17 protein-coding genes and 1 other annotated feature are annotated in these 21,282 nt (G+C 36.4%); of the genes, 4 read left to right on the forward strand and 13 right to left on the reverse strand.

The window, feature by feature from the left end; translation table 11 throughout:
- Positions 1 to 40: 40 nt before the first annotated feature.
- Both HZI73_RS24550 and HZI73_RS24555 read right to left on the reverse strand, forming a co-directional pair.
- A complete protein-coding gene (locus tag HZI73_RS24550) occupies positions 41 to 898 on the reverse strand; it encodes an AraC family transcriptional regulator (protein WP_212695969.1) in 858 nt (285 codons plus the stop codon).
- A 109-nt stretch (positions 899 to 1,007) separates the two neighbouring features.
- Entirely contained in the window at positions 1,008 to 1,832 is an 825-nt protein-coding gene (locus HZI73_RS24555) for an epoxyqueuosine reductase (RefSeq protein ID WP_212695970.1), read from the reverse strand.
- A gap of 261 nt (positions 1,833 to 2,093) precedes the next feature.
- Here HZI73_RS24555 and HZI73_RS24560 point away from each other — a divergent pair, with 261 nt between their 5' ends.
- The 4 genes from HZI73_RS24560 to HZI73_RS24575 all read left to right on the forward strand — a co-directional run bounded on the left by HZI73_RS24560 (position 2,094) and on the right by HZI73_RS24575 (position 7,127).
- The gene (locus HZI73_RS24560; protein WP_212695971.1) at positions 2,094 to 2,981 is read left to right on the forward strand and encodes a sugar phosphate isomerase/epimerase family protein; all 888 of its coding nucleotides are present in this window, start codon (positions 2,094 to 2,096) and stop codon (positions 2,979 to 2,981) included.
- A gap of 15 nt (positions 2,982 to 2,996) precedes the next feature.
- Positions 2,997 to 3,827, forward strand: coding sequence for a helix-turn-helix domain-containing protein (locus tag HZI73_RS24565; protein ID WP_212695972.1), 831 nt, complete (start codon positions 2,997 to 2,999; stop codon positions 3,825 to 3,827).
- A gap of 126 nt (positions 3,828 to 3,953) precedes the next feature.
- A complete protein-coding gene (locus tag HZI73_RS24570; protein ID WP_212695973.1) occupies positions 3,954 to 6,218 on the forward strand; it encodes a pyruvate formate lyase family protein in 2,265 nt (754 codons plus the stop codon).
- Between the two features lie 9 nt (positions 6,219 to 6,227).
- Positions 6,228 to 7,127, forward strand: a complete 900-nt coding sequence (locus HZI73_RS24575) for a glycyl-radical enzyme activating protein (protein ID WP_212695974.1) — start codon at positions 6,228 to 6,230, stop codon at positions 7,125 to 7,127.
- Between the two features lie 89 nt (positions 7,128 to 7,216).
- On the opposite strand, the gene HZI73_RS24580 is transcribed toward HZI73_RS24575, so the two are convergent.
- From HZI73_RS24580 to HZI73_RS24630, 11 genes are all read right to left on the reverse strand, one after another.
- Positions 7,217 to 7,927: an alpha/beta fold hydrolase gene (locus HZI73_RS24580; protein ID WP_212695975.1), complete on the reverse strand. Its 711-nt coding sequence runs from the start codon at positions 7,925 to 7,927 to the stop codon at positions 7,217 to 7,219.
- Between the two features lie 257 nt (positions 7,928 to 8,184).
- The gene (locus HZI73_RS24585) at positions 8,185 to 9,972 is read right to left on the reverse strand and encodes an alanine--tRNA ligase (RefSeq protein WP_212695976.1); all 1,788 of its coding nucleotides are present in this window, start codon (positions 9,970 to 9,972) and stop codon (positions 8,185 to 8,187) included.
- Positions 9,973 to 10,176: 204 nt separating this feature from the next.
- Positions 10,177 to 10,418: a binding site (T-box leader), on the reverse strand.
- A gap of 104 nt (positions 10,419 to 10,522) precedes the next feature.
- Complete coding sequence (locus tag HZI73_RS24590; RefSeq protein WP_212695977.1) at positions 10,523 to 11,575, reverse strand: carcinine hydrolase/isopenicillin-N N-acyltransferase family protein; 1,053 nt, start codon at positions 11,573 to 11,575, stop codon at positions 10,523 to 10,525.
- 194 nt (positions 11,576 to 11,769) lie between these two features.
- Complete coding sequence (locus HZI73_RS24595; RefSeq protein ID WP_212695978.1) at positions 11,770 to 12,642, reverse strand: AAA family ATPase; 873 nt, start codon at positions 12,640 to 12,642, stop codon at positions 11,770 to 11,772.
- Between the two features lie 86 nt (positions 12,643 to 12,728).
- Positions 12,729 to 14,258, reverse strand: coding sequence for a GTP pyrophosphokinase (locus HZI73_RS24600; protein WP_212695979.1), 1,530 nt, complete (start codon positions 14,256 to 14,258; stop codon positions 12,729 to 12,731).
- A 217-nt stretch (positions 14,259 to 14,475) separates the two neighbouring features.
- Entirely contained in the window at positions 14,476 to 15,909 is a 1,434-nt protein-coding gene (locus HZI73_RS24605) for an FGGY family carbohydrate kinase (protein WP_212695980.1), read from the reverse strand.
- A 50-nt stretch (positions 15,910 to 15,959) separates the two neighbouring features.
- Entirely contained in the window at positions 15,960 to 16,637 is a 678-nt protein-coding gene (locus HZI73_RS24610) for a class II aldolase/adducin family protein (RefSeq protein ID WP_212695981.1), read from the reverse strand.
- Between the two features lie 21 nt (positions 16,638 to 16,658).
- Positions 16,659 to 17,594 carry an NAD(P)-dependent oxidoreductase gene (locus HZI73_RS24615; RefSeq protein WP_212695982.1) on the reverse strand — a complete coding sequence of 312 codons (936 nt, stop codon included), beginning with the start codon at positions 17,592 to 17,594 and terminating at the stop codon, positions 16,659 to 16,661.
- A 32-nt stretch (positions 17,595 to 17,626) separates the two neighbouring features.
- Positions 17,627 to 18,643 (reverse strand): alpha-ketoacid dehydrogenase subunit beta, encoded by a 1,017-nt coding sequence (locus tag HZI73_RS24620; protein ID WP_212695983.1) that lies wholly within the window; start codon positions 18,641 to 18,643, stop codon positions 17,627 to 17,629.
- An 82-nt stretch (positions 18,644 to 18,725) separates the two neighbouring features.
- The gene (locus HZI73_RS24625; RefSeq protein WP_212695984.1) at positions 18,726 to 19,703 is read right to left on the reverse strand and encodes a thiamine pyrophosphate-dependent dehydrogenase E1 component subunit alpha; all 978 of its coding nucleotides are present in this window, start codon (positions 19,701 to 19,703) and stop codon (positions 18,726 to 18,728) included.
- A 60-nt stretch (positions 19,704 to 19,763) separates the two neighbouring features.
- Positions 19,764 to 21,269: a sulfatase-like hydrolase/transferase gene (locus HZI73_RS24630; RefSeq protein WP_281418836.1), complete on the reverse strand. Its 1,506-nt coding sequence runs from the start codon at positions 21,267 to 21,269 to the stop codon at positions 19,764 to 19,766.
- Positions 21,270 to 21,282: the final 13 nt, after the last annotated feature.

Below are 21,282 nucleotides of genomic sequence, written 5' to 3' on the forward strand. Positions count from 1 at the left end.
CTCTCTTTTTAAGAGCAAAAAAAGAGAGGCAGGATTACGCTTACCTTTGTACAACGGGCAGCCAAACGTCACATCGATAATCAGCACTTTGCTGATTTCCTTCAAAATAAACTTCGATATCCGGTGCATCTGCATACGCATAGCCAGACGTGGGTAACCATTCCGTTACAATCCGATTTTGCAGTTCTTGTATGGCTGTTGGCAGTGGTCCTTTACATTCAAAAATTGCCCATGTACCTTCAGGTATGGTATATGCATTGAACTTTTTAGGTGTCTCAAGAGTCGTAGCTGCGGCAATATAATAGTCAAAATCTTTACCATTCATACACGTACTAACCCCTAATAGTCCTTTGGGGTCGTCATTATTTAGCTTAAGAATCTTGGGTATTGTCCCCTTAATGGCCGTTCTTCTCCAAAATTTTGGCACCTCAGCAAAATTCTTTTCAATATCCATCTTATAATGCTGACGAACACCGACGATTTTAAAAGCTTTTTTTGTTTCTATTCTATAGTTTAGCTTTTGATTTCCTTTGATATGCATGGTCAAACGAATAGGTGGAAATGCGGCTAGCTGAACCCCTTTTTTTCGGGCTTTACTAGGAGCCATACCATGAACGCCTTTGAAGGCTCGGTTAAATGCCGTTGGAGAATCATAACCATATTTTAGCCCAATATCCATAATTTTTTCATCCGTGGTTTGCAAATCAAAACCAGCACGGGTCATTTTTCGATTGCGAATATACTGGGATAGTGGTATGCCAGCAACATATGAGAAAACACGATTAAAATGGAATAGGGAGCAATTGGCCTTTTGAGAAAGCTTTTTTTGATCCATGTGGTTTTCCAGATTGTCTTCAATGTATTGTATTGCTTGATGAAATCCATCTAGCCAATCCATATTCATTCCTCCATGATGTTAATCTGATTTTATACTAAAGAAAAATTACTCATTTAATAAAACCAACCTATTGGCATATTTAGTGGTTGATTATAGTGTAATGATTATATTAAGAGTTCTTGATTGGTATTCCAGATTCACATGGAACACCCACTTGACATAATCCACAGCTTGAAGTGTTTAAGTTATGCTTACTATTACTATACGGTCTTATGATATCTCGCTGATATGTTCTACATAATATTTTATCATGTCCATTTTTTGAAATAGCATTGGCTGGACATCTTTTTATGCATGCATCACATGTCCCATTATTATAGAATAGGCAATAATCTACATGTGATGCATACTTTCTTTTAGTTGGCATCAAATCCATATTTACAATGACTGACCCACATCTGTGAGCTTTACCAACGCTTGTAATTAAACCATCGCTCAATCCAAATGTACCTAATCCAGATATAAAGGCTGTATGTCTCTCTGACCAATTCGAGGCATAACCATAGTTCTTTGATTGCATATTTCTGAAGTTTTCATGTAAAGTGGGCGACATGGCATGATAACCTAACATATTTAGCTCTTTCACTAAATATTTCATGAGATTATTAATAAAGTTTTGACCTTCTAATCTATTTGCTGACCATTCATAGCTTGGATAACGGTCTTCTTTTAAATTAGATGATTTGGTCTTCTTAGTTTGTGGAAATACAAAACTTATGACACTCAATTGCGTATGCGTTGTTGACGAGTATTCATGATTATATGCTTCTAATGGCGTCCAGTAAAAATCACCAATATCCTGTTTTAGAAATAAATATAATGGGTCATTACCTTCAGAAAAACCAACAATTGGATCATCATATAAGTTTTCAGATTGGTTACTTACGAAAGTATTTATGATATTTATAACAATACTATTATTCTTTAGACGCATCTTTACCACCTTTAAATTAGAAAATTACTTTTAACTCCTTATAGACACCAATTAACCTTTTCGTATCTTTATATACGATTTTATCAGACTATATACTATTAAACAACTGTATCCATCTAGATAAAATAAAAATATACATCTATACCTTTAATTCCTTACTAACTTCCAACTTTACAAAAGCTATTAATGTTGCCACTTGACAACATATCAAAATATGATATCTTGTATTTTAGAACAAGATTAAGCATAAAGGAGAACAGGATGGAAAACATAAGAATTGGCACACTCGTAAATGGTTTTGATGCTCTACGTATCATTCCTCAGATTAAGCAGTACGGATTTGAAAGTTACAGTTTAACCTTTTCACATATTGAAGAAAACGTTGATTTAAAGGAAATGGCAACACAACTTAAGGGTATCTTACAAGATACAGATGCTGTTATCTCTTCAGTATGTGTCTATAGCAACCCATTGTCACGTGATATAGGACTAAGACAACAAGCCATTAGAAGCTGGGAAATGCTTATAGAACATGCCCATCATTTTGGTACAGACATTGTGGCAGGCTTTACAGGACGGATAGAAGATGAGACCATTGATGGGTGTATCCCTCTATTTAAAGAGGTATTTGATCCTCTTGCCAGCCTCGCTAAAGATAAAAACGTTCGATTAGCTTTTGAAAATTGTGAAATGGGCGGTAATTGGGAAAGAGGAAACCATAACATTGCACATACCCCTGATGCTTGGGAACTTATATTTGAAGCCCTTCCTTACGAACATGTGGGGCTACAATGGGAACCCTGCCATCAAATGGTTAAGCTTATTGATCCTATAGCCCAATTAAAGACGTGGCTTCCTAAGATTTTTCACCTACATGGTAAAGATGCTACAGTTGATTGGGATATCATTAAAAAACATGGTATAAACGGACCCCATAAGTTTGCATGGGACCGCACCCCTGGATTCGGGGATACCAACTGGACGACTATTATTAGTATTTTAAGACAGCATCACTATAAGGGAACAATTGATATTGAAGGTTGGCATGACCCTGTATATCGAGATGACTGGGAGATGACGGGACAAGTCCATGCTCTGAATTATCTTAAGCAATGCAGAGGCGGAAGGTACATACCTAATCCCAAATAAGACGGAGGTAACACAATGGCTGTTGAACTGACGATTGATGCGTTTGTTAAGGATAATTCTGGTGTATATGTAGCAGATATGACATTGGATAAAGACCATAGTACAGGTATACATCAACATAATTTTTACGAGCTTTTTGTTGTGCTGGAAGGTGAATACGTGGAATACATTAACCAACAAAAAAAGCTATTGGGTTATGGAGATTTTCATTTTATTTCTCCTAGGGATCGCCATTATTTTATGGGTAAAGGGAAGGGTAAAAATATTCTTAGGAATATTGCTATTGATAAATCTTATTTTGACTGTATCATCAAAACCCACTCATTATCAATGGACCCACTGTACGCCAGTCCCTTGACCTTAAAAAAACAAGCCATAGAAAACTTTATTCAAAAAAGTGATACGCTCCTAGGCTATACGCCTTCCACACTCAACAAAAAATATATCTTTGAAAGTTTATTAAGTGATATCTATTTAGACATATCATCACTGGCTAACCAATGCATCCCTCCATGGTTAAAGAAAGCCTGTGATTTAACAAGAACCCATCATTATTATATTGAAGGGTTACCCAAATTTATAACCCTATGCGGGAAATCTCAAGAGCATATTACCAGAGAGATGAAAAAACACTATCATATGAAACCCTCTGAGTTCATCAATGAATTACGACTGGCAAAGGCAGCAAATGAATTGATGACAACTCAACATAGTATCATTGATATTATCTATGACTGTGGTTTTACAAACCCTTCCTATTTTAATCGGCTCTTTAAAATAAAATATGGTATGACGCCAAGTCATTATAGAAAAAATCATAACATAATTTTTTCCATATCAATATAGTTCATGTTTTATCAAGATAACATTGGAAATTACTCCTGAAATAGATGATAATGAAGATACAATTAATCCATGCGTATCTTCTCTTCATTTCAAGGTGGATAGTGCATGCTATAAGGAGTGAAAACCATGTTTGAAAAGCATAGATTGTTTGAAGGCGAACTTCATATCACCAAAACATATCAACAATATCAACAGGAACATAAAGCTGTACGTGAGCTTGAATGTTTAAAAACCCAGATACCATACACCCTGCGTCCAACTCAGGAACATGATTTGTTTGCAGGTCGATTTGCTACTACCGCAGTAGGTTTCTATCCCATTATGTTAGGTTATATACGGGATGGCTATGATAAAACAGGATATTGTGCCGATATGCTCTATTGTAAGTCCATGTTAGAAGAATTGGAAGGCAATACAGACATGGATGCCCAGTATATTCAAGAGGTAAAAGACGCTATTGATTTTTGGGAACATGAAAATACGGTGACGAAAATTAGAGGGGCTTTTACGAAGGAAATGGATTTTGCAATGACTGGTGACCAATATGCCGAGGAAATCGGTGTTGCTTATCCATTATATCGCATTGCAGGTACAAACTTAGATTATCATAAATTATTGACTTATGGTTTGAACGGTTTGGTTAACTTGATTGAGACAAAAATAGAAGAAACCACCGATAAAGATGCTGTCATCTTCTATGAATCCTTGATTGGCATCATTGATATAGTAAAACATGTCATGGATACTTATATGCAGGAAATCAAATCATTGATTACCATGACAAAAGATGAAAAACGTTTACAAGAATTAAATCAGATACTAGATTCTTTGACACATGTTCGTGATAACAAACCAGAAACCCTTCATCAAGCCATGCAGTTAGTCAACATCTATGCTATCTGTACAGGTTCTACTGAGTTAGGACGTATTGATACATACTTAGGTGACTTCTATGCAAACGATATTAAGAATAAAACCATAACAAGAGATGAAGCTGTATCCTACACCATATCTTTATTTAGACTTTTTGGCGAAAATCTTATACGTGATTGTCGTGCATTAATTGGTGGTAAAGGCAGAAGCTCCATCAAGAATGCCGATGAATATGCCCTTGTGGTCATGGATGCCATTGATATTCGTCCTGTATACTTACCTCAAGTAAGCTTACGCTACTATGAAGGTCTTGATGAACGTTTATTTGACCGTGCATTAGAGCTATTAGGAAAAGGGATTACATTCCCTATTCTCTATAATGATGATGTGAATGTGTCATCCACCATGAACGCCATGGATGTACCCAAAGAAGTTGCTGAGCAATACAGTTTCTTTGGATGCGGGGAGTATATGCTTGCCAATAAAAGTATCGGCACGCCTAACATTTTAATTAACATGCCAAAAGCTTTGGAATTAACCTTAAATAATGGGATTGACCCAGTAACCAAGCAGTTAATGGGCTTGCAGCTTGGTGAGATAACCGATGATATGACTTTTGATGAATTGGTCCATCGTTATAAGCAACAATTGGATTTTTTCATTGATCAAAGTGGCCAATTCAAAGAATTAGTTTATGACAAGCTTAACGAGGAAACTTCCTTCTTATTTGTCAGTCTACTATATGATGATTGTATTAACCGTGGAAAAGCATTATTTGATGGGGGTATCTATCATTTGGGTGGAACCATTGAAACCTATGGTAACATCACCACATCCGATAGTTTAGCAGCCATTAAAGAAGTGGTCTATGAAAAACAAAGTTTCACCTTAACCCAGTTAGTGACCATGTTACGTGCTGATTTTGAAGGTTATGAAGACCAGAAAAAGCTCTTAATCAATGCTCAAAAATTCGGCAACGACTATACCGGCGCAGATGATGTAGCGGTGGTGGTCCATGAGCATGTTTGTAACAGCATAAGAAATCAAAGAGAAAAGACACGTTTAGATTCACTCCTGGTTGTCATGATTAACAACAACATGAATATCTTACTTGGTAAGCGAACAGGTGCTACACCTGATGGACGTCACAAAGAGGCTATGTTATCCAATGGAAATGGCGCATACGCTGGTCGTGATGTGGAAGGTATTACATCCTTAATGAATTCCATGACCAAGTTAGATACAGCCATTCATGCAGGTGCTACACATAATTTGAAGTTCACCACAACACTTTTTAATGATAACCGGGAAAAAACGAACGCCTTGCTGAAAACCTTCTTTCGTTTAGGTGGTCAGCAAACCAATATTTCAGTGGTTAACCAAAAGGATTTGGAAGATGCCATGATTCACCCAGAGAAATATGAAAACCTGATGGTTCGGGTTGGCGGTTTTTCCTCTAAGTTCATTCATCTTGATGAGGGTACACAAAAAGACATTTTAATGAGAACGGCTTATTAGGTGATGTCCATGAAAGGTATTGTATTTGATATACAAAAATGTTCTATACATGATGGTCCTGGTATTCGAACCACTGTTTTCTTAAAAGGCTGTCCCCTAAGGTGCCAGTGGTGTCACAACCCAGAATCTCAATCCATGAAACCTCAGCTGCGATTCATGGAGAAGAAATGCATTAACTGTCAAAGCTGCGCTGCCGTATGCAACGATGGTGTCCATGTTTTCCAGGATGGTAGACACCATGTGAATTATGATGCATGTACCAGCTGCGGCCGATGTGTAGAAGCTTGTCCCACAAAGGCTTTGTCTATCACGGGAAAATACATGACCGTAGACGATGTGATAGCCATTGTAAAAAAAGATATACCATTTTATGAACATTCAGGAGGGGGCGTTACCATTTCTGGTGGCGAACCTCTCCTGCAAAGCTCATTCACAAGGGAGCTATTGATTCAGTGTCAATCATTAGGTATCCATACGTGTGTCGAAACCAGCGGTTATGGAAGTGATAAACAGCTTGAAGAGATTCTTCCGTATACAGATTTATTCCTATTTGACTATAAGGTATCCAATGACGAACGGGCTGTTGCATGCACAGGTGTTGACACTAGCGTTATATTGCGACATTTGGACAGCATTATACGTCATGGTAACCGTGTGATTTTGAGATGTCCTATCATTCCCTCAGTGAATGATGACCACGATCACTATGATGCTATTATAGCTCTCTTAAAGAAGTATCCTTCTATCGAGAAGGCTGAACTGATGGCCTATCATAATATTGGCTTATCAAAAGGACATCAGGTGGGTATAAAGCAAAAGGAATTTTCAGTCATGTCTGATGGGGACAAAGCCTTATGCCTTCAATATTTTAGAGATAACGGCGTGGAGCATATGGCGTTTTCGTCATAATCAATACACGCCATAGAAATATAACAATTATAAAAATGACCGAAAGAATCATTCTTCGGTCATTTTTTACTGGATATATGAACTTTCCTTTAAGCAAAAAAGTTTTTAGCATCTTCTAGCATTTCCTTACTATTTATCACGGACTTATGGGTACTATTAGCAATACATTGTAATGAAGATTGTGGTATCAAGTCATGGATCTGTTGAAAGTGTTCTTCGTAAAACATATCTTTTTCCGCATATATAATTCTAACGTTTGTCTTGATGTTGCTGAGTTCTTCTTCTTTTATACCTATATCCTTAATCATCAATTCAAATCTCATCATAGTATTTTTTACAGAAAACCCTATACGCTGTAGTAATCTTAGTAGATGATATGTTCCCTTGGTTAATTTCAACTCCACGCTCTTGGTGGCATTAGCTAGGTAATTTGGCGATACTAATAGCAGTTTAACAAAAATATCCGGTCTTTTTTTTGCTAGGTATAGTGCAATATTTGCCCCATCACTGTACCCCATAACATAAGCTTCTTTCATTTTTAGGGATTCGCAAAACCTAATCACATCATCACAATACTGTTCAATGGCATAATACGTATCATTAGATATGCTTTCACCGTGACCACGGCTATCTATGGCATAGGTATGAAAATCCTGAAAATGCCTTACTTGATGTTGCTCAAAGATAACCTTTGATTGAGAATTCCCATGTAGTAAAATAAGGGGTTTTCCCGTTCCATATTCGCGATACGCTATTTTTATATCCTCTAAGTTCACATATTTTGTTATGTTTTGATGCATGTTATTCTGTCCTTTCGTTCCAATCCTGTTTTATAGGTCTATCAACATATCTGAAATCTCATCAAATGGAATCTTGAAAGTTTGGAGATTCGTAGCCTCCTATAGATAAAGCTTACTTGGGATAGCATACATAATAATTCGCATCATATCATAACCCTATCTTCGTGTCAAATACTACTTCATTAGTCGTCCATACAATTTTTACTTCGTTAATATTGTCTTTATGTTTCATAATCTAATGATACATAGAACTATGTCTATTTTTTAAGATCTAAGTTATCAACAATGGCTTTAATTCTTCTAATACCCGATGACGAACTTTGCTCCTTGATAATTTTAAAATAGCCAAGTTCTGAGGTATTAGCAACATGGGGTCCTCCACAAATCTCCAGTGAGTATCCAGGTATCTCATAGACCTTAACTGTATCACCATATTTTGAATGGAATATACCTATTGCCCCACTTGCTTTTGCTTCTTCTAAGGTCATTTCCATACACGTCACATCCATATGGGCTTGTATAGCTTGATTGACATAAGTTTCTACATCTTTAATCTCATCACTTGTCATTTTTCTATGAAAAGAAAAATCAAATCTAAGTCGTTCAGCATTGATATGACTGCCACATTGAAAAACTTCGTCACCTAGTACTTGACGTAATCCACTGTTAAGTAAATGGGTCGCTGTGTGCAGTTTGACACTATTTACATTATTTTCTGCCAAGCCACCTTTAAATTTACCTGCTGCACCAGACCTGGATTGCTTTTGATGTTCTTCAACCTTAACCGTAAACCCTTTAACATCCACTACTATTCCTTTTTCTTCTGCAAGTTCTAATGTAAACTCAATAGGGAATCCATAGGTATCATATAATCTAAATGCTTGCTCACCACTTAAACACTCACCTTTTTCCAATTTACCAAAGTATTTGTTTGCCATTTTCATGCCGCCTTGAAGGGCATTATTGAACTTATCATATTCTTTTTCTAGCTGGTCGAGTATTCTTTCTTTACATTTCTCAACTTCTGGATAAGCTTCCTTGTATATCTCTATTACTTCTATTGCCAAATCAAGTAACATATTTTCATCTATGCCTACTGTATGAATCATGCGTATGGTCCGCCGTATTAATCTTCTAAGCGTATAGCCTTGCTCCGAATTTGATGGTACAATTTTAGCAGGATCAGCTAAAATAAAGACAGCTGCTCGAATGTGTTCACAGATCACACGGAAGCTTTTCTCGTATTCCTTATTATATGGGATGCCACTTAATGCTTCTAGCTTATGAATGATGGGTAGAAACAGGTCCGTTTCATAAACATTTTCAAGATTATTTGCTAAGATGAGCAGCCTTTCAAAGCCTAGTCCCACATCAATGTTTTTCTGGTCAAGTTCTGTTAGATGACCATCTTTATCTTTATGGTATGTCATAAATACATTATTCCCCAGCTCCACATATTTACCACAGCTACAAGCAGGTCCGCACGTTTCACTACAATCTGAGACGTCATTCACATAAAACATCTCTGAATCTGGACCACATGGTCCTGATTCTCCTGCTGGGCTCCACCAATTTTCCTCATCACCATAATAGTAAATCTGTTCCTGTTTTAACCCTAACGCTAACCACGTATCCACTGCTTCTACATCTTGTGGCACCTGATCATTACCTTTATGAACAGTAACTGCAAGTTTTGAAAGGGGTATACCCAGCTGGTCTGTAAGAAATTCAAAACTCATGGTGATGGCTTCTTTTTTAAAATAATCACCTAAAGACCAGTTCCCAAGCATTTCAAAAACAGTTAAATGATAGTCATCACCTACTTCTTCAATGTCCCCTGTTCTTACACATCGTTGCACATTAACAAGACGTTTGCCCATAGGGTGTTCTTGCCCTAACAGATAAGGAATCAGAGGCTGCATGCCAGCAGTGGTATATAATACACTTGCATCATTTTCAGGTACTAAAGATGCTGCCGCAACAACTTTATGTCTCCTTTCTTGGTAATATGCTAGATAGATTTTTCTTAATTCATTTGCTGTCATTTTCCTCTTCCTTTCTTAAATTTGTAAGTACAAAAGTGACTTCGTCACACTTTATTTTAGCCGTGACTTGCATTTTCAGAAGTTATTTTTGTACTGCGCATCAAGATTTTCTCGTTCACGAGAAATATCTGCGCATAAATTCAATTCTTTTTTTATTGGATAGGAGAACTTTCCTATCCAATAAAAAAGCCCTAAGCTATAATAGCTTAGGGCGAATGATTAATCCGTGGTACCACCTAAATTCAGAGAATATCTCTGCTCTCATTAAGTACAGGTAACTCTACCGATACTCTATCCTCTGATAACGGTGGATCTCCGTTGAAGCCTACTATTATTTCGGTTCAAAGCTCTGAGACTGCTTCAAAATACAGATTGTGAAGATTCGCACCAACCATCTTCTCTCTGGACAATCACGTAGATTTACTCCTTCTCTTCATCGCTTATATGTTTAATTTTTTTTAGCTTAACACTAAATGTGGATTTTGTCAAATGTATGTTGATATTTATTTATTCAATCTATAACGTATATAATCCTATACCGGCGTATTACTTATTGCTTTTTCCTTTTAAGAATGAACCAAATAAGGCATATGACTATTACACATAAACCCATAATGATAGCTGGCGTGTAGCTATTCTTCTTTTTTTCTGTTGCATTGGCCTTAATTTCTGTATGGTTATCATGTTGTTTTTCATGACCATTATCCACATAACGATCAACAGTAATAGCACCTTCTTCTTCGTTATAAGGGGTATATTTTTCAAAGTTACCATTGATTAAGTCTGATGACACAACACCATCTGAAGGTATGTGGAATGTCATATTTTGCTGAAAACCTTCATAGGTTGCTATGGTTTTATCCTCAATAGAAACTTTCCATATTGCATCAAAGTTTCTTTCAAGTGCAATGTAAACACACTTTTCATTTGGTACAAATACCATGGAACATAAAGTAGGTGAAACACCATATTGTGCCGTCATCTCCAAACCTTCAAATGCATGATATATATCAAATCCATGTTGATGATCTTGGATGTAAGTATATGCTTTTTTGTATCGATCTGCCCCAACGCCATTTATTTCATCGTTAGGAGTATTTAGAAAATCAGTATGTTTAAAATTGCTCATAATGATGAAATCTTCGCTGATGGACTGGTATTCATTTGTTTCATGGCCTGCTTCCGCAATAACTGCATTTCCTAAAGGGTCGGCTATTAACCCATGGACGGTAAAACCAGGCCGATGAATAAGTCTTTTATCTTTAAGTCGTTGAAGCGTTTCATCCACATTGGTTAATTCATACACATAGTGACCCATTTCTACAATGAATAATTCGTCTTCATTTTTTTCACTTTTCCCTTCTTCTGTAGGATACTGCATCTGCAAGCCGATATAAAGTCCTTGATCATTCATCCCTGTAATATAAGGGTTGAAGTCACCTTCTACAAAGTGCATGGAAAAAATATGAGTATCATTTTTCTCTTGTACCATTAGCCGAATGTCTCTTGGAACATAATCAAAATTCATTGCATATATCGGGTCGTCTATATACACGGCAAAACTGGTACAGGCATAGGTATTACAAGGTCTTAATATAAACATGATTAACAAAATTACGAACAAGACCATATACTTCATCTGATCACCTTCTTTTATTTTAAAAGCTATGAGCATTACGCTTTTTCACTTTACTAATGATGTCTTATATTATTCCTGCAACAGATGTACATACAATGGTCATTTATAGCATCTATAGAAGATGATAGTTGTTAATTAAAATGCGTTAGTTCACCTCTTTAAGCATCTTGCCCTTTCAGAAATGCTTTCTCATGTTGTTTAAAAAAATCATAGAATAGCCTTACATTTTTAAGCTCTGTCCATTTACGAACAGCCACTGGTGAGGCATCCATATCGTATATTTTAGCGCCCTTTATGGCTAAAATAAACGGTGAATGGGTTGAAATAATGAATTGGCACCCAAAAAACCTGGCAGAGTCCTCAATAAATTTCACCAGCTCCAATTGGCGCTTAGGTGATAAACTATTTTCTGGCTCATCTAATAGATACAGTTTATTTTCTTCAATCTTTTCCGTAAAATACATATAAGCACTTTCGCCATTGGACAGTTCCCGGACATTGTCTATCAGGTTCCTATTCACATAGTTGGATTGTGTATTGCTTCTGGCTTCATTCACTTTTTTTAGTTCATCGTAGTCTTTAAGGGACTTGAATTGAAATCTTGCATACTTGGCATTTAAATATTCATCAAACAAATCTTCTCTTTTTGAATGAATGCCTTCATTTAGGTTTCTCACATTCAACATGTAGTCAAAGACATCATCACTTGTCATGATGCTGCTTTTTTCGGGAATGCCTGTCACGGATTCCATCTTGCATAGACCCACATAATCTTCAAAGAAGTTGGTCCTATTATAAATGGATTCTCTGCATACCTTTGCTTTTTCTGCAATCACATTGAGAGCCGTTGTCTTACCACACCCATTACCTCCGTACAAAATTGTAATAGGCTCACATTCGATTTTTTCGAATTCTGTGAGAGACAATACTTTAAAAGGGTAAAAAGAATCATAACATTTTCTTTTTATCTGTAATAAAAAGTCAAATTCTTGGTCAGCAGTTGGAAACTGAAAGGTATCTATATATAGCATCGATTCTACTCCTTATAGTAATGGAAGGATTTTATACGTTACACCTTACTCCCATGTTATATCCTCCGTTAGCTAGGCTTTGCACCTTATAGTTTAAAAAGTTTTAAAGCCTGATCCGCTTCTATCAAAGATAGGGACTCTAAACCATGGGTATACCCTAGAATATCTTCACTAATTTCAACGATGTTAGATGCTTGCTTTGCTTTTTCTAGAAATGCCTTTACTTTTGCTATTTCAATTTTATGTTCAAATATGGATAAGATTTTCACTTCAAAATACTTGATGTAGATATCTTGATAGATAAGCCATTCTTCATATGTTTGAATATTTTTACATATTTGCCCAACGATATAGTCCAGTGCATGGTTGATTTCCTCTATACTCGTATCATAGATATAGTTAATGGCATCAATCTTCTTAAAGGTGTAAGCAATTGTCATCATTAATCGATGAATCATTTCCCCAGCTTCATCCTCGTTAAATAACACATGGAGCTTAGAAAAACTTCTATTTTTGCAAAATCGCTGTTTAATAAATTCAATAAATGTTTCAAAATCTTCCACATTGTTCCCAAGCTCTATTTCAAATAACACTCTAAAAAAGATATGCCATTGAAAATCACTGTTAATGGACCCGATGATTGTGTCCCCCATAACGCGGGAGAATTCATCTTCAAATCTTATTTCCCGCTCAAACAAGATCTCATGGGTAAAATCAATTTCATTTTCACTGATATCGTTTAGCCTTGAAAAGGTTTTGACCAATGTCTTGTTATAGTCTTCCAAGTTCTCCGCATAATTGGACCTGAAAATATATTTCATGATGGTGTCACATGATTTTCTAAAATCAACAATGAAACCAATACTATGCTTTATTTTTATGGAGAAAATATCATAAATCATTTTTGCCAGCGTTGTTTCAATCTGATCTTTTCTTACAGACGGGTTAATGGTATTTAATTGTTTAAACTGGTCATCAATGATATGTAATTGCTTATCAATCATGGAAAGATTTTCGTTAATGGACCCCATAATGTCTTTAAAGAAACTGTCCCAAACGGTATAATTGTTGTTTTTATAGATTATTTTATGTTCAATTTCACCCCAAAATACATTAACAAGAGATTTAATCTGCAGTTCAAAATTAAACAATTGATCGTCAGCTTCATATACACCATCTATTCGGTAGATTTCAAAGCCATTTTTTTGCTGTTGGGGCTGTGGTACATCCAGTTCAAGTCGAATGTTCTTATTGAGGGAGTTATAATAATAGCCATCTGTGTGGCACATACTAAAGCATCTTTTTAGTACGTCGTATATCTTACTTTCATCTTCAATAAACCTGCACTCTATCCGAATACCAATTAAGTCAGAAAGATTAGCGATAAAGTCTTCTGATGAATCAAATTCCTTGTAAGCATTGTTCCTCAGTATTTTTTCTTTTAGACTAGGTACAGATTTTACCCGTCTATTAATATTTAAATAACCATCACTGCTTAAATCAAATAAGTCTTTTAGAAAAATTTTAATAACATTAGATGCTTCTTCTAAATCCTCTGTAATATTCTCTATATAATTCGTCACATCGTTTATAAATCCAAATAGTTCTAATTTCATAATTCCTCCTATACGTCGGCCTCTATTACGCTCTGTTTATGTTTTGTTAATCTTCTAGTATTCTATACTTATAGTATATCATATCGTGTATAGAAAAAATATATTTCTACTTAAACTATTCCATCTAAATAATGTATAAAAAAACATCCCAGCTTTCATAGCTGGGATGGAAATTTTATAGGGGTATGCTTTGTTACTGTATGTGGTTTATATTAGGTTAACTGTCTGTACTTTCATTTGATTTTTCTCTTACATCACACCATTTTACAAAATAGTCTTCAATCCAGTTATTATTCTTGGGTGTATACGTCATCAATTTTTTTCTAGCATTTAAGGCAACATTATTGTACTTATTGCACGTTAATACACATCCTCTAATGGAACCTTGTTCATAACCTTCATAGATGAGCAAAGGCTTTTGTGTTAGGTCTGCAATGAGTTGGCACATAAGAGGGCTTCTTAAACCACCACCTACGCCAATAATAGGACCGATGATACCATTAATATCGGCCAGCACATCTAAGTTTCGCCTGATACCACACACTATATCTAAGATGATACCATAGGCAAAATCAACCATATCCAGTGAAGCATCAATAGGTGTTTCCAGTTGAATGGTTCCATTATTTGTAGGACTGGCAGTGGCAAAATCAAGTGTTGATAGACAAACTAAAACTTTAGGCTTATCCATGTGAGCATATCTGTTCTCTAACGCTTCATAAGTATAGCTTTGCAAACAATTATGTTTAAACCTTTGATAGTTTAATCCCGTAACACCAGCATTGACTTCTAACACATAGGTGTGTTCGTAGATGTACCTGTTACTCCAGCAACGTTTCTGTTTATCTACCATAAAATCCTTGGTAATGGATATAATGGGGGTGGTTGTCCCAGCTATTATGATGGTATCACCTACATTTGCTCCAATACCAAATGCAGCAACTTGTGTGTCTGCACTACTGACTATATAATTAATCTCACCTGTATTCGGAAACAAATAAGAATACTCACGAGAGACACAACCCAGTTTTGCAGCACTTTCAACCAGCTCTGGCAACAAAGCAAAATCAACATCAAACAGCTCACAAAGTTCTTTTGACCATGTTGATGTGGCCATGTCATATAAAAGAGTTTCACAAGCTTGCGTATGCTCATATTTTAACACACCTGTAAACTTGTAACCAATCCAATCCGATATGCTGACGATCTTTTTCACTTGATGACTGGTGGCAGGGTGACTTTCAAGATAGGCTACCAACTTAAAGGCACTGAAATATCTTGCTGCCCATTTTCCTGTTTTATTATAGATGTATTCTTTATCATATCTACTCTCTAAGTATGCGCCTCTGTTATCAATGTTGGGTAGCCCAATAATGCCTTTCCCTTGTTCATCTAATAAAATAATGCCTTGTCGAATACTTGTAGACGTTATACTCATAATATGTATATCTTTTGCTTCTGCTACACACTGCTCCACCACATGTAGAATATCTTCCCAAAACTCTTCCGGTGAAAAATGGCATTGCATATCGTCCTCATAAATGTAATTAGTATCCATCACATGCTCTGAAATAATCTGTCCATCACATGTAACAATTGCTGCCTTGGTATTACCAGTACCAACATCAATGACTAGGTATCCTTTTCTCATACTACTTTCCTCAATTCTACAGATACATGGTGACATCATGGCATTTTTATTTATCGTTTCATCATACCACCGCGTTTAAAGCCTGCTCTTTTTCTGAGATCATATAAATCATTGACTTGTTCTTCTGTCAATAATTGCATTTTATTTAATTGTGTCAATGTTGTTTGTATGTAACAAGAATTCTCTAGAGATTCCAGCCGATAATAGGCTTCTAAAGGATTTTCTCCCCATGTTAGGGTACCGTGGTTTGCCAAAAAACATCCATTGTAATCCTTACAAAATGGTGCAACGGAATCAGGTACTTCTTGTGAACCAGGCAATGCATAGGGAGCAATTGGAATAACCCCTAGAAAAACCACGTTTTCAGCCATCATGGGCATATCAATTGGCATACCAGCCACAGAAAAAGCTGTACCCATTGGAGGATGTGCGTGTACAACAGCTTGTATATCTGCATTTTCCTTGTAAACTCTTAAATGCATTTTTATTTCTGATGTTGAATTTAAGTCACCCTTTTCAATGATATGACCATCTAAATCAAGTTTTAATAACATATCCTCAGTCATATACCCTTTACAAACACCTGTGGGTGTTGCCCAAACAGCATTATCATCTACTTTAATGGTAATATTACCATCACTGCCGCTCACAAACCCTTTATTATACATCCTTTTACCAATTTCAACGATTAAGCTTTTCGCTTCACAATCACTTACATAATTTCCCATATAGTCCTCCTTTGATTTGATTTAGTTAAAGTGTGCCATCATCTGTTTAATGATGATATTCGATTGATGATTGACTACTTCATATGAAGCACCACACACGTGCGGGGTAACCAAAACATTCTCTAGTCCAATAATCTTATTCCCTAAAGCCTCAGGAGGTTCATGATCAAACACATCTAATATAGCTCCTTTAATCTTATTGTTCGATAAAATCTCATACATATAAGCATAATCCATAACTGCCGCTCTTGATGTATTGATTAGTACTGCATTTTCTTTCATTAAATCTAATAATCCCTTATCAATCATGCCTTTCGTTTCATGATTGACAGGTAAGTGAATGGATATAATATCACAGGTTTCAAATAGCTCAGGGAGTTCCACCATTTCATATGTACAGTTATTCACATAAGGGTCATAAACTTTAATATGGGTGCCAAAACTACTTAAAATATCAGCAGTAATTTTTCCAATTGCTCCAAAACCCACAAACCCTATGGACTTCCCATGAACTTCGTTTCCCCTGAATTGATAATAAGCATAGGGTACCTTATCATGCCATCGATTTTTGGCGTAATCAACTGCTGGAAGCAGATGCCGGTAAAAGCCAATAAGCATACCGACAAGTAACTCTGCAACAGCTTGGGCATTTCTACCAGGTGTCGTAAACACCGGTATATTTAATGTATTGGCTACCTTCATGTCAATGTTTACAGGATTACCTCTACAATCGCCTATAAACTTCAAATCAGGATTATCTAAAAAAACTTTCTCCGTTATCTGATCCAGTTCTGTGATTAAGCCATCATAATGACCGTCTTGCAATTTTTTAGAAATTTCTTCCGTGGTATATGCATCATCTCTTGTTGTCCATGGGTCATATACCACTTCTCCAAATAAGTTCTCTACCGTTTGAATACCTTCATGACTAAATTCTGACGTAATTAATATTTTCATATTTTATTCCTTTCAAAGTCATGCTATTATCTCTAACTGTTATACAGTTCTTCAGCAACAACTGCAATTTTATCCGCACTAGGTACCCATATTTTTTCCAACTCTTTTAGATATGGAATATGTGCATGAGGTGGCGTTACTGTTTTTACAGGTGCTTTTAATGCGTCAAACGCCTGTTCTGTCACTTGAGCTGCAATATCTGATGAAAGCCCACATCTTGGATAACCTTCATCTGTAACCAACACACGACCTGTCTTCTTGACTGATTCAATTATCGTATCTAAATCAAGAGGACTGATGGTTCTTGGATCGATAACTTCAACGCCAATACCCTTTTCTTGAAGCTTTTCTGCCGCTTCTAGTGCATAATTGACCATATTGTGAACGGCAATAATCGTTACGTCATCTCCAGATCGTTTAATAGATGCTTTTCCAAATGGTATGGCTTCCATCTCTTCTGGCACATGACTTTCCATCATGTATATTCTTTTATGTTCTAAGAAAACAACAGGGTCCTTGTCTTTAATTGCCTGAAGCATTAAGCCTTTTGCATCATAAGCATTAGAAGGTGTAACCACTTTTAATCCAGGGATAGACGCAAAAAGTGAATACAACGTTTGAGAATGTTCTGCCCCTGCTTGATATCCTGCCCCAACAGGCATACGAAGAACCAGTGGTATTGGATTCTGACCGCCATATAAATAGAACATTTTTGCTGCTTGATTATACAGTTGGTCGTAACACACGCCTATAAAATCAACATACATGATTTCAATAATCGGCTTTAATCCAGCAAATGCAGCACCAATGCCCATACCTAAAAAAGCTGTTTCAGAAATAGGTGTATCAATGACCCTCTTTCTTCCAAACTCTTCAACTAGGCCTGCCGTTACACCATAGGCTCCACCCAGACCACTTTTATTTTCAAAACCTTTATTGGTTGCACCACCAGCTATATCTTCACCCAATATAATAACCGTCTCATCACGTCTCATTTCCTGAGCGATTGCTTCATTGATAGCATCTTTTGTTTTCATCATTCTTTCCATTAGATTTACCTCCTAATTTTGTAATCATGGCAAATCAGCCATGCCCATTCCTTTCATTTGATTATTTCTAGTAGGTCTCGGTCTAATATACATCTGCATAAGTATCACGGACAATATCTTCTGGTCCAACTTTTTCACTATTAAGTGCAAACGCCATGGCCTCTTCCACCTCTTGATCAACTAATTTCTCAATGCTATCCAGTTCCTCAGCGGTTAATAGCCCTCGCTCAATAGCGCCTTCTCTAAAGCGCTTTAGAGGGTCTTTTGCCATATAGTAGTCCACTTCTTCCTGAAGTTTATAATCTTGAGGATCACCTTCAAATTGTCCTCCATACCGATAACAGTCATATTCAATAAAACAAGGTCCAAAACCAGAACGTACATAATCAATGGCTTCTTTTGCCACATCGTAAGATTCAAAGAAATCCATGCCATCACAATGATAGGTTTTCATAGCATATCCTTTCGCATAATTGATGGTACTTTCAGTAGCCAAATTATTTTTAGAAGGTGTGGACATGGCATAATGATTGTTGTTATTAACAAATAAAACGGGTAATTTGAACACACTTGCAATGTTTAGAGATTCATGGACAGCACCTTGAGCCATTGCACCATCACCAAAAAAAGCAACAGAGATTTGATCCGTTTCTTTAATTTTTGAAGCTAAGGCTGTGCCACAAGTAGATGGTAAACCGGCACCAATAATACCAAAACCCGCTATAAAATTGAGATTTTGGTCAACAGCATGCATGTTGCCTGCTCTACCTTTACACACACCCGTTACTCTTCCACAAACTTCAGCAGCTAAGCCTTTCAAATCCATGCCCCTAGCTAGGGTATGGGCATGATTTCTATAGGTGGTTGATAAATAATCATCATCTCTTAACTGTGGTATTAAAGCGCATGAATAACCTTCTTCCCCTGTTTGGATATGCATAATACCTACAAAAGGTGTTTCTATAGATCTTTTATTGGTGGTGCTTTCATGTACATATTCTCCAAATTTTCTTATCCGATTCATTCTTTTATATGCTGTAATTAATTCTTGTTTTTTCATATCATTATTTAATGGTACAGAAACCATTACTCCTTTCTTGCTTTTTTATCTTGCATACATTTATGAGAAAAATGACCTGACATGAATTTCACGAATTGCCGTTTCCATGGGTAATCCAGAAAAGAATGCATACTGTCTTTCTTCGTACTCTTCATCTTCTCTCTGCCTGGTTAAACCATCATACCATTGGGGTTCTGCGGCATTTTCATTCCAAGGTCTTCTGTCCCAATAATACCCTCTGAATAAATCTCTATGCTCATCCATATTATTTAATATTGCCTGATGAAGTTTGTTTCTAATAGCTTTAGTTTCTTCATCTAAAATTAAATTATTCATTTCACCAGGATCTGTAAGGGTATCATATAATTCATCTGTAGAAAGTAAGTTAATGACCAGTTTATAGCGACCATCAAATGCTGCCCGCATGATCTGTAATCCTCCAAAACAATCATGATCTCTTTCAAATCGACCAAATTCGAAAAATACTTGTTCATTCACTTGTTTAACGTTGCCTTCAATTTGAGGCAAAAGACTATTACCAGCAAAAACACTGGGTATTTTTAGGTTAAATAAATCAAATATAGTGGGTGCAATATCAATATGGGACACAGGTGCATTATCAACAATATTCTGAGGCACATCTTTGCCTTTAATGATGAATGGGATCCTGTTAATTTCGTCATAACCTGATGGACCTTTTAATGTTAAGGAATGGGAATACATCATGGTCCCGTGATCGGATGTGTACATGACGATGGCGTCAGGAACCAATTCTTCAATTTTATCCAACACCCGACCAATTTCATAGTCCACAAACTCATTACAACCGAAGAAATACTTGTCCTCTAATTGCAGTTTATCTTTATCCAGATACAGTCTTTCACCTGCCCAATATTTTTGAAAGTCTGGTTTATTGGTTAAATCATCTTTGAGATTTTCACTTTTAGGAAATGTGTAGTCTTCGTACTTCTCATAATATTCTCTTGGACATATACATGGTAGATGGGGTTCATCATAGGATAGTGTCAGAAAAAAATCTTCTTCACCATGATTCTCTAAAAAATCGATAGCTCTGTCAGTGCATTTATGAGCAAAGGTAAAATCTTCGCTAAAATCATGTGTCTCCATATTCTTAGGATCTCTGGATAACATCCTGTCTTCATCACTCATTTCATGCAAGTAATTCCGCATATCAAACCAGTAATGTGCATCCCAGCCTTTTGGACTTTTACCAAGTCCAAAGTAATCGCCGCCATCTAGATGCCATTTTCCAATAAATGCCGTATGTACGCCCTTGTCTTGTAGTCTTTCACCAATGGTATGGATATCATCCCCCAATCCAACCACATTGGTCCAACTGCCACACGCGTTAGGATACATACCCGTGAAGATTCCAGCTCTTGCCGGCTGGCATACTGCTTGTGTGGTATAAGCTTTGTTAAATCGTATACCATTAGCAGCTAATTTATCAATATTAGGTGTCTGTAACCCTGTATCTCTTGCGCAGCTAATCATATCCCATCTTTGGGTATCTGTCATAATGAGTATTACTTTTTTATTCTTCAAAAAGGTTCTCCTT

Origin of the sequence: Vallitalea pronyensis, assembly GCF_018141445.1 — a bacterium.
GTDB classification, from domain to species: domain Bacteria; phylum Bacillota; class Clostridia; order Lachnospirales; family Vallitaleaceae; genus Vallitalea; species Vallitalea pronyensis.